The sequence below is a fragment of the Aquabacterium sp. UBA2148 genome (assembly GCF_002328915.1).
Taxonomy (GTDB): Bacteria; Pseudomonadota; Gammaproteobacteria; order Burkholderiales; family Burkholderiaceae_C; genus Aquabacterium; species Aquabacterium parvum.
In genome coordinates this window covers 1-9,580 of the sequence record NZ_DCXA01000023.1, presented here as the reverse complement: position 1 = coordinate 9,580, position 9,580 = coordinate 1, and the positions used below count along the sequence as shown (strand labels likewise).

Genomic DNA, 9,580 nt, shown 5'->3' with positions numbered 1-9,580 from the left:
CCCGCCGATGGGGGCGGGCGATGAGCCAACCAGGTGGACCGATTCAAGGCATCCAGGTCTTGCGGGCGGTGGCGGCGCTGTGCGTGCTCTTCGGGCACCTGCAGCAGCACATCGTCAGCCTGGCCAAAGCGGTGGGCGAGTCGCGCTCGCCCTGGCTCGCTTGGGCCGGCGGTTTCGGGGTCGACCTGTTTTTCTGCATCTCCGGCTTCATCATCGTGCTGTCGGCCCGCAAGGTGATGGGGCAAAGCGGCGCGGGTCTGGACTTCATGGTTCGCCGCCTGATCCGAGTCGTGCCGCTTTACTGGCTGGCCACGTGCGCCTACCTGCCGATTTTCCTGTTCGGTGCGAGCACCGCGGGGCGTGATGTGTGGCTGCCCTTGCTGACTTCGATGTCCTTTGTGCCCTACCCGGTGTTCGGTGACTGGGCTGCCCCATACCCGCTGTTGACGCTGGGCTGGACGCTGAACTACGAGATGTGGTTTTACGTCAGCATGGCCGCGGTGATGTGCCTGGTCAGGCAGCGTGTCGTGCTTTGGACGGCCTTGTGGATGGGCTCGCTGGTGGCACTGGGCGTGGCTTTGGAGCCGGAGCATCGGCAGCTGTTTTTCTGGAGTCGCCCCATCGTGCTCGAGTTCGTCGTGGGGGCTGCGATGGGGATGGCGCATGCCCATGGCAAGCTCAGGCTGGGTGGGGGCTGGGCGTGTTGCCTGGGCGCTATCGCCGTGTCGTGGGTGGCGCTGGACCCTTTTGGCATGACCACCGCCAGCGGCCCCACCCCCAATGACTTCGTGCGCCTGGCTGCCTGGGGTGCCCCAGCGGCGCTGATCCTGCTCGCTGTGGTGGCCAGCCCGGTGGTGCTGGGGCTGAGCCGACACCGTTTGCTGGCACCCCTGGTGCGCCTGGGCGATGCCTCGTACTCGCTGTACTTGCTGCATCCATTTGTGCTGATCGTGCTGGGCAAGTTGTGGGTCGCCACGTCCCTGCATGCGCTGTTGCCCTGGTGGTCCCTGGCCTGCCTGTCGGTCATGGCGGCCTGGGTTGTGGCCCGGCTGTCACACCACTGGATCGAATTGAAGGTGTCCGCCTGGTTGGGCCGTCACAGGCTGGCCAGGCGCTGGATGATGGGCTCCAAGGTGGATGGGGTGGTCAGGACATGAGTTGGACAGAGGTGGTGGCGGCGGATTTGCGAGCCAACTGGGGGCAGGGGGGTTGGCGTGGGTTTGTCTCCGCCATGCTCTACCACCCAGGGTTCTCTGCGGTGTTCCACCATCGTGTCGCGCAGGCCATGTGGACGCGCGGGCACAAGCGCATTGCCCAGGTGCTCTGCAAGCGCAACGTGGTGCGCACAGGCTGTCACCTTCACCTCGATGCCCGGATCGGTCCTGGTTTGAGCCTGCCTCACCCGGTCGGGGTGGTGGTGGGGTCAGGGGTGGTCATTGGTGAGGGGGTGACCCTTTATCAGAACGTGACCTTGGGGCGGGGGCGTGGCCGCAGCCACTACCCCTTCATCGAAGACCGAGTGGTGGTCTACCCGCAGTCGGTGATCGCCGGGGGGGTGCGCGTGGGGTCGGGCGCCACGATCGGTGCTTGCTGCCTGGTGATGGACGACGTGCCTGCTGGCGCGGTGGTTCGAGGCCGTGCCAGTTCGGTGTCTGGTCCAGGCCTTGCAGACATGGACGACCATGCAACACCGCATTGATCAACTGCAGCTGATCCGCCTGTTGGCCGCGATGCTGGTGCTGGTCGGGCACGCGCGAGACAAGGTGACGGCTGGCATCGACACCCTGGGGGGGGCGGCGAACTTCTATGCCGGCGGTGTGGATGTGTTTTTCGTGCTGAGCGGCTTCATCATGTTCGTGATCTCGCGCGAGGACGCAGGCCGCCCCGGCGGTTGGATGCGCTTTCTGCGCAAGCGCCTGACGCGCGTGGTGCCACCCTACTGGTTCTTCACCACCTTGATGCTGGCCGTGGTGGTGGCCGCGCCCGGGCTGGTTTCCAGCGCCGCGCTGGAGCCTTGGCACGCCTTGGGCTCGTACCTGTTCATCCCGGTCGACAACTCGCAGGGCGAGGCCTTCCCGCTGCTGGCGTTGGGCTGGACCTTGAACCATGAGGTGTTTTTCTACGTGCTGTTCGCGTTGGGCCTGCTGTTTGCCAGGCCAGTGGGGGTGTGGGTCACGGCGGTGCTGGTGGCTTCGTGTGGTCTGGTGGGCTGGCTGGCAGCCCCTGTGCAAGCACCGGCCTCGTTCTGGTTGAACCCGATCGTTTTCGAGTTCCTGCTGGGCATGGCCCTGGGCGGTTTGCATGAACGTGGGTTCAGGCTCTCGGCCGGCCCCGCCGCTGTGCTGGCCCTGCTTGGTTTGGCTGGCTTGTGGATGGCATCCACCGGTTTTCATGGTGGCGTGCTGGTGCCGGAGCGCGCGTTGTGGATGGGGTTGCCAGCCTTGTGCCTGGTGGCGGCCGGTGCCTTGGTGGGCTCGCAGCCTGCCCCGGGGCGCTGGATGCGCGCGGGGGTGCTGGGGGGCGATGCGTCTTATGCGCTGTACCTTTCGCACCCCTTCACCCTGGCGTTGTGCGCTTGGGTGTTTCGCTCTCTGGGCTGGCCCCTGGGCTGGGTCACGCTCTTGCTGGCCTGCGCCGCTTGCCTGCTTGTTGCCGTCGCGTTTCACCTCTGGCTGGAAAAGCCGTTGGTGAGCAGGTTGAACCGATTGTTCTCACGTCCTCGAATCTCCCCTCAATGCGCATCCTCCACCTGAGTTCGGTGTACGCCCCTGATTCGGTTGGCGGGGCTGAAAAAGTCGCTGAAACCCTGGCCTTGTCTGCGGTGCGCGGTGGGCACACCGTGGGTGTTTGCCATGTCGCTCGCGCAGGCGGCACCTCGCGTTGTCAGGATGGCGTGACGGTCTACCCCTTCGCCCATCGCAATCCGATCTGGATCGGGGACGCCGTCAGTCGGCCGGCGCCTCTGCGTCAGCTCAACAAGGTTGCAACCCTGTTCAATGCGCTGATTGCTTCGGACTTTGCGCGGGTGCTTGACGAGTTCCGACCCGACGTCGTGCACTCGCACTCGATGGTCGAGTTGCCGCCTTTTGTCTGGCAGATTGCCCAGCGCAAGGGGGTGCCGGTGGTGCACACGCTGCACGACTACGACCTCCTTTGCATCCGTGCGGCCCTGTTCAAGGACGGCGAGCGTTGCGAGCAACTGCACCGGGCCTGCGCCGCGTTCTCGGTGGTCAAGCGTGGGCAGCATCGGCACATCGATCACGTTGTCGCCGTCTCGCGCTCGGTGCTCGACCGCCACCTCGCCGCAGGGCTGTTTGCGCACCTGCCTGAAGAACGACGGCACGTGATCTGGAACCCGGTGCATGGCGCCGATGGGGCTCGAGCCGCTGGTGGTGGGCCCATCGAGGGCGCGATCCGCTTTGGATTCCTGGGTCGCCTGGTCACCGAGAAGGGCATCGAGGCCCTGCTGCGCGCCTGCCGTGAGCTGCCAACTGGCGGCTGGAGCCTGCAGGTGGCTGGCAAGCCCCCTGGGGGCGAGCAGGCGATGGCGCCCTTGCTCGAACTCGCCAAGGGGCTGCCCGTTACCTTTGTGGGGCACGTGAATCCGCAAGCTTTTCTCGCTGGCATCGATGTGTTGGTGGTGCCCTCGATCTGGGACGAACCTTTTGGCCTGACGGCGCTGGAGGCCTATGCCCAGGGTGTGCCAGTCATTGGCAGCACGCGTGGCGCCATCCGCGAACTGGTGGGTGGCGTCAGCCCTGCTTGGTTGTTCGATCCGGGCGAGCCGGGCGCCCTGAGCGCTCGCATGCGCGGCTTGATGAGCAGCGGTGCCACGCCCGCTTGGGATGCCCGGGCCCTGCTGGCGCAGACCCGCCCCGATGCCGTGTTCGAGCGCTACCTTGAGGTCTACCAGCAAGCCGCGCGTCAGTCGGCTTCGATGCGCGTCGACTGACTTTCTCGGGCCGTCACGCCCCCGGTGCTGTCGCCCTGGCGACGGTTTCCTTTGACGACCACCTGGCTCGACCGGTCGACCTGGATGCTGGGTGCCCGCGGGGTCCGCAGGTTGGTGTCGACACAGGTGTTGTCCTGGATGGTTGCCCTGAGGCTGTTTGCCACGGTGATGCAGCCTTGCTGAGCGCGGCGAACCGTGTTGCGTGCGATCAGCAGGTCCGCGTTGACCGCCCCTTCGACCAAGCCGTTCTTGCCCCCACCGTAAGCGGTGATGACCGCCCACGGGATGCCCGGGATCTCATCGATCGCGGTGTTGTCGAACTGGTTGTCCGTGACGGCAACATCGATCGCGCCAGCACCTTCGTTCCAGCGACCGGTGTCCGTGAGCAGTCGAACCGCGTTGCGGTTGATCGCATTCACGCGGTTGGCGTGAACCCGTCCGCGAGCCTGCTGCGCCAGCACGGCGTGCCCGTTGAAGCGCTCGAAGCGATTGCCTTCGATGTCAAAGCGCCCCCCCTGGAGCGCCAGCGAGCGGATGGACCAGCCCGCTTTGGCCTCAGGCAGGGCGGGTGTCACCACCACCCGGTTCAGCAGGCCACCTCGGGCCAAGGGGCCTTGCGCGAGGGTGGCGTTGCCCGCCACCTGGCCTTGCGGATCGACCAGGGTGAGGGCCTGCCCGGCGCGCAGGAAGCGAGAGTACTTCGACAGGGTCAGACCCGCGCCTGCTTCGTCCACCGACACGATCGGGCTTTGTGGTGCGCTGAGGTTGATGGCGTCGTCGCCCTGATCGGCAAACAGGTTGTTGCGCACGAGCGTGTCGCCGCCGGATATCAACACATGCAGGGCGTCGTAGTTCGTGCTCAGCGGGTTGCCGGTGAGCCCTTCGTCGGCCTGAACCTGGCTGTTCACAAGCGCCAGGCCGCGCTTGAGCCCATAGGCGAGCACCCCCATGCCGGGGCTCGACGCGATCTTGACGTGATCGATGGTGACGTCCTGGGTCTGCTTGGGCCCGGGCTCGTCTTCGATGCGGATCGCCGCACCCTGGTACCAGCTGTGGAACACCGCGAAGGTGCTGCCGACGGGCAGCCGGCTGAAGGCCGTCGAGTGGTAGGTCTGTGGCGCGATCAGCCTGGCAGGCGTGGCACTGTCCGGGGGCAGGATGACGCGCTTGCCGCCAGGCACCCATTGCCGTTGCTCGCGGTCGTACTCCGTGACCTGGTGCAGCGGTGTGCTCGCCGTCACCGGGTGGCGGGCGTCCACGACCAGCACCACCCGGTCGCCGTCGCGTCGGGTCACGGCCAGCGAAGAGCAGCGTGCGTCGTAGCCGATGGTCAGGTTGCTCAGGCGCACCCGTTCGGACTGGCGGATGCGGATGCCATCACCCATGCCCGAAAGGATCAGGCTCGCACCTCGCCCATCCAGCGTCAGGTCGGACAGGCCCTCGATCACGAGGTGGGCGGCCAACTTGGCGTTGAGCTGGAGCCGGTAGCGGCTGCCCTCGAGCACGATCCGTTGCGCGCCTGTTTGCCGGGCCGCATCCAGGGCGGCTTGCAGCAAAGGGCTGGCGTCTTCGTCCGCCCGCGCGGCACGCACCGTGAGCACCGGGCGCTTGGCGTCCTCAACCGGGAGCCTGACGACCACGCGGATGCCTTGCCCGGATGGGCCTTGCCAAGTGCTGACGAGGTCGCCTGCTTGCGCCTGGGCCGGGCTGGTGGGCGAAGGCTGTTGTTCGGCGAACCACTGTGCCTGGTGAGGCGAGGTCTTTGGACGCGGCAAACCGGCCAGAGGGTCTTGCGCCTGGCACCCCAATGCCAACACGGGCACGATGGCCCACGCCAGCAAGCTGCCGCGCCGCCTGGTCGCCAGAGGGCGGGTTGCCGCCATCACACCCGGTGGTACCCGCGGTACCACGCCACGAACCTTTCAATGCCCTCTTTCAGCTGTACCTGGGGCGTGCGTTGGCTCCAGGCCTCGAAGTTGGACATGTCGGCGAAGGTGGCGGGCACGTCTCCAGGAGCCATGGGCTGCAGGTCCAGCGTGGCCTTCATGCCCAGGGCCGACTCCAGCGTGGCGATGAAGTCCATCAGCCCCACGGGTGCGCTGTTGCCGATGTTGAAAACACGGTACGGTGCCCACGAGCTGCCGGGGTCGGGGTTGGCCTTGTCGAAATCGGGCAGACCATCCGGCACGCGATCGGCGGCTGCGATCACGCCATCGGCGATGTCGTCGATGTAGGTGAAGTCGCGCATCATCTGGCCGTGGTTGAACACGGTGATGGGCTTGCCCGCCAGGATGGCCTTTGTGAACAGGAAGGGCGCCATGTCCGGCCTGCCCCAGGGCCCATAGACCGTGAAAAAGCGCAGCCCGGTGGTCGGCAGCTGGTAGAGGTGGCTGTAGGTGTGTGCCATCAGCTCGTTGGCCTTCTTGGTGGCTGCGTACAGGCTGACAGGGTGGTCCACCGAGTCCCGCTCCGAGAACGGGATCTTGGTGTTGCCGCCGTAGACGCTGGAGCTGCTGGCGTAGACCAGGTGCTTGACCCTGTGGTGGCGACAGGCCTCGAGGATGTTGAGAAAGCCTGTCAGGTTGGAATGTGCGTAGGCGTGCGGGTTGGTGATCGAGTAGCGCACCCCGGCCTGGGCCGCCAGGTGAATGACCGTCTCGAACCCTTCGCTCGCGAACAGCCTGTCCAGCGCGGACTGGTCGGCGATGTCCTGCTCGACAAAGCGCAGCCCCGGCTGGGCCGACCTGAGTGCTTCCAGCCGATCGAGCTTGAGCTGGGGGGTGTAGTAGTCGTTGAGGTTGTCGATGCAGACGACCTCGTCGCCGCGGTTGAGCAGTCTCAGCGCCGTGTGCATGCCGATGAAGCCGGCGCCTCCAGTGACAAGGATTTTCATGTCGGGGTAGGTGAAGGTGTGGTCAGGCTTGACGAAGCATGTTCCGAGCCACCTGAAGCGACGCGTGGCGAGCCGGGGTGCCCGCCAGTCTGCCCGCGGCTGCACCAAAATCGTGCCGTTGCCGTTTGGGCGTCTGCGGCCCCGAACTTGCAGGACGCCCCCGCACATGCTGCGCCGCACAAACCGAACCCGGTTAGCATCCCACCCTGACCCCGACTCCACCGTTTCACCCAGCCATGACCACCCCGTCCACCCCGTCCCCCCAAGCCCCGTCGAAGATCGCCGTCGTGGGCCTCGGCTACGTCGGCATGTCCATGGCCGTGCTGTTGGCGCGCCAGAACCAGGTGGTGGCGGTGGACGTCATGCAGTCGCGCGTCGACCAGGTCAACCAACGCGTCTCGCCCATCGAAGACGCCGACATCACCCAGCACCTGCAGACCGAACAACTCGACCTGCGCGCCACCACGAACCTGGCCGAAGCCTGCGCCGAAGCCGAGTACGTGGTCATCGCCACCCCCACCGACTACGACGCCGACACCAACCGCTTCAACACGAAAAGCGTCGAGTCCGTCGTCCAGGCGGTGCTGGCGGCCAACCCGAAGGCCGTGATGGTGATCAAGTCCACCATCCCCGTGGGCTACACCGAAGAGGTCAACCGCCAGTTCAACACCGAGCAGGTGATCTTCTCGCCCGAGTTCCTGCGCGAAGGCCGGGCCCTGTTCGACAACCTGCACCCCAGCCGCATCGTGGTGGGTGAGCGCTCCGAGCGTGCCGCGCGTTTCGCAGGCCTGCTGCGCCAGGCGGCGCTCAAGGCCGACGTGCCCGTGCTGCTGACGGGCTCCTCCGAGGCCGAGGCCATCAAGCTGTTCGCCAACACCTACCTCGCGATGCGTGTGGCCTACTTCAACGAGCTCGACACCTACGCCCAGACCCATGGCCTGAACACCCGCGAGATCATCGACGGCGTGAGCCTGGACCCGCGCGTGGGCTCGCACTACAACAACCCGAGTTTTGGCTACGGCGGCTACTGCCTGCCCAAGGACACCAAGCAGCTGCTGGCCAACTACTCGCAGGTGCCGCAAAACCTCATCGGCGCCATCGTCACCTCCAACACCACGCGCAAGGACTTCGTCGCAGACAGCATCCTGGCGCGCAAGCCGAAGGTGGTGGGCATCTACCGCCTCATCATGAAGGCCGGCAGCGACAACTTCCGCGCCAGCTCCATCCAGGGCGTGATGAAGCGCATCAAGGCCAAGGGCGTCGAGGTCATCCTGTACGAGCCCGTGCTGCAAGAGGACGAGTTCTTCAACTCCAAGGTCATCAAGGACCTGGCCGAGTTCAAGGCCAAGTCAGACGTCATCGTTGCCAACCGCATCGGCGCCGACCTGCAGGACGTGCTCGACAAGGTCTACAGCCGCGACCTGTTCGGCCAGGACTGAAGAAGGACGCGGGGCCATTCGGGGCCCCGGCCGCCGGTGCAGCCCCTGAACCTCGGGGTGCCGGCGGCTCAGGGATGACCCCTGGGGGGTGTGCCAGGGAGGGCGTTACAGGTGTATCGTGCAGGCGTTGTCCTCACCGCTGTCCCACCGGAGACCCATGGCGCCCCTCAACCCTGGCTCGGCCGACCTGCTGTCTGGCCAAGCAGACGACCCGGCCGCGCTGCGCCGCGAGATCGCCCTGCTGCGTGCGCAGCTGCAGTTGCGAACCCAGAGCCTGGAGCGCCTGCAGACCGTGCTCGACCGCATGCCCGGCGCAGTGGCCTACTGGGATGCCGAGCTGGTCCTGTGCTTCGTCAACCGCAAGTTGGCCGGACACTGGGCGCACAAGCCCCAGCCCCTGCTCGGGCGCCACATCACCCAGGTGCTGTCGCCACGCGGGTGGGAGAACACCCGTGCCTTCGTGGAGCGGGCGCTGGCAGGCGAGGCCTGTTCCTGTGAGCACGTCGAGGCCGGCCTGACGGCCCAGGTCAGCTACACGCCCGACGTGGTCGAAGGCCGCGTGGCCGGCTTCATCGTCATGGCGCTGGACGTCACCGAGCTCAAGCAGGCCCGCGCCGACGCCGAGCAGGCCAGCCGCGCCAAGAGCGACTTCCTGGCCAGCATGAGCCACGAGATCCGCACGCCGCTCAACGCCGTCATCGGCTTTGCCCAGCTGGGCGCCATGCGCCATGCAGGCCAGGCGCCGGCCGAGTCCTTTGCCCACATCCAGCAGGCGGGGCGCCACCTGCTGGGCCTGGTCAACGACGTGCTCGACTTCTCCAAGATCGAAGCCGGCAAGCTGGCGCTGGTGCCCGTGGCCACGCGACTGGACGACGTCGTCGAACAGGCCACCAACCTGGTCGGGCAACAGGCGCGCGACAAGGGGCTGAGGCTGCTCGTCGAGCGAGAGCCGGGTCTGCCCGATCACTGGCTGGTCGATGGCCTGCGCCTGGACCAGGTGCTCGTCAACCTGCTGACCAACGCGGTCAAGTTCACCGACCAGGGCAGCGTGCAGTTGCGCGTCAAGGCCGCGCCTCAGGGTGGGCACACCGGCGCGCACGCAGGCCTGCTGCTGCAGGTGCAAGACACGGGCGCGGGCATGTCGGCAGACCAGCTGGCCCGGCTGTTCCAGCCCTTCGAGCAGGGCGATGCCAGCCGCACGCGGCGCGTGGGGGGCACGGGCCTGGGCTTGTCGATCTGCAAGCGCCTGGTGGACCTCATGGACGGGCGCATCGAGGTGGACAGCACCCCGGGCCG

The 9,580-nt window shown here is 66.6% G+C and carries 8 protein-coding genes; 6 read left to right on the top strand and 2 right to left on the bottom strand.

Going from position 1 to position 9,580, the window contains the following annotated elements:
• The 4 genes from B2W70_RS01465 to B2W70_RS01450 form a co-directional block, all read left to right on the top strand.
• Positions 1-1,157, top strand: a 1,157-nt coding sequence (locus B2W70_RS01465; RefSeq protein WP_286742182.1) for an acyltransferase family protein, incomplete at its 5' end; no start/stop codon positions are given.
• Positions 1,154-1,699, top strand: coding sequence for a serine O-acetyltransferase (locus B2W70_RS01460; protein ID WP_286742181.1), 546 nt, complete (start codon positions 1,154-1,156; stop codon positions 1,697-1,699). The genes B2W70_RS01465 and B2W70_RS01460, both read left to right, overlap by 4 nt.
• A complete protein-coding gene (locus B2W70_RS01455) occupies positions 1,683-2,753 on the top strand; it encodes an acyltransferase family protein (RefSeq protein ID WP_286742180.1) in 1,071 nt (356 codons plus the stop codon). The genes B2W70_RS01460 and B2W70_RS01455 overlap by 17 nt, the downstream gene beginning before the upstream one ends.
• Positions 2,735-3,952, top strand: coding sequence for a glycosyltransferase family 4 protein (locus B2W70_RS01450; protein WP_286742179.1), 1,218 nt, complete (start codon positions 2,735-2,737; stop codon positions 3,950-3,952). The genes B2W70_RS01455 and B2W70_RS01450 overlap by 19 nt, the downstream gene beginning before the upstream one ends.
• Here the strand turns inward: B2W70_RS01450 and B2W70_RS01445 are convergent.
• On the bottom strand, positions 3,925-5,793 hold the full coding sequence (locus B2W70_RS01445) for a hypothetical protein (RefSeq protein ID WP_286742178.1): 1,869 nt from the start codon (positions 5,791-5,793) through the stop codon (positions 3,925-3,927). The genes B2W70_RS01450 and B2W70_RS01445 overlap by 28 nt on opposite strands.
• A 41-nt stretch (positions 5,794-5,834) precedes the next feature.
• On the bottom strand, positions 5,835-6,845 hold the full coding sequence (locus B2W70_RS01440) for an NAD-dependent epimerase (protein WP_286742176.1): 1,011 nt from the start codon (positions 6,843-6,845) through the stop codon (positions 5,835-5,837).
• A gap of 236 nt (positions 6,846-7,081) precedes the next feature.
• Between B2W70_RS01440 and B2W70_RS01435 the strand changes: the two genes are divergently transcribed.
• Both B2W70_RS01435 and B2W70_RS01430 read left to right on the top strand, forming a co-directional pair.
• On the top strand, positions 7,082-8,284 hold the full coding sequence (locus tag B2W70_RS01435; protein WP_286742175.1) for a nucleotide sugar dehydrogenase: 1,203 nt from the start codon (positions 7,082-7,084) through the stop codon (positions 8,282-8,284).
• Between the two features lie 157 nt (positions 8,285-8,441).
• Positions 8,442-9,580, top strand: a 1,139-nt coding sequence (locus B2W70_RS01430; RefSeq protein ID WP_286742174.1) for a PAS domain-containing sensor histidine kinase, incomplete at its 3' end; no start/stop codon positions are given.

Bases quoted from the DNA above. Each gene is read 5' to 3' on its own strand.
- B2W70_RS01460 (WP_286742181.1), top strand. From the start codon at position 1,154: ATGAGTTGGACAGAGGTGGTGGCGGCGGATTTGCGAGCCAACTGGGGG.
- B2W70_RS01455 (WP_286742180.1), top strand. From the start codon at position 1,683: ATGCAACACCGCATTGATCAACTGCAGCTGATCCGCCTGTTGGCCGCG.
- B2W70_RS01450 (WP_286742179.1), top strand. From the start codon at position 2,735: ATGCGCATCCTCCACCTGAGTTCGGTGTACGCCCCTGATTCGGTTGGC.
- B2W70_RS01440 (WP_286742176.1), bottom strand. From the start codon at position 6,845: ATGAAAATCCTTGTCACTGGAGGCGCCGGCTTCATCGGCATGCACACG.
- B2W70_RS01435 (WP_286742175.1), top strand. From the start codon at position 7,082: ATGACCACCCCGTCCACCCCGTCCCCCCAAGCCCCGTCGAAGATCGCC.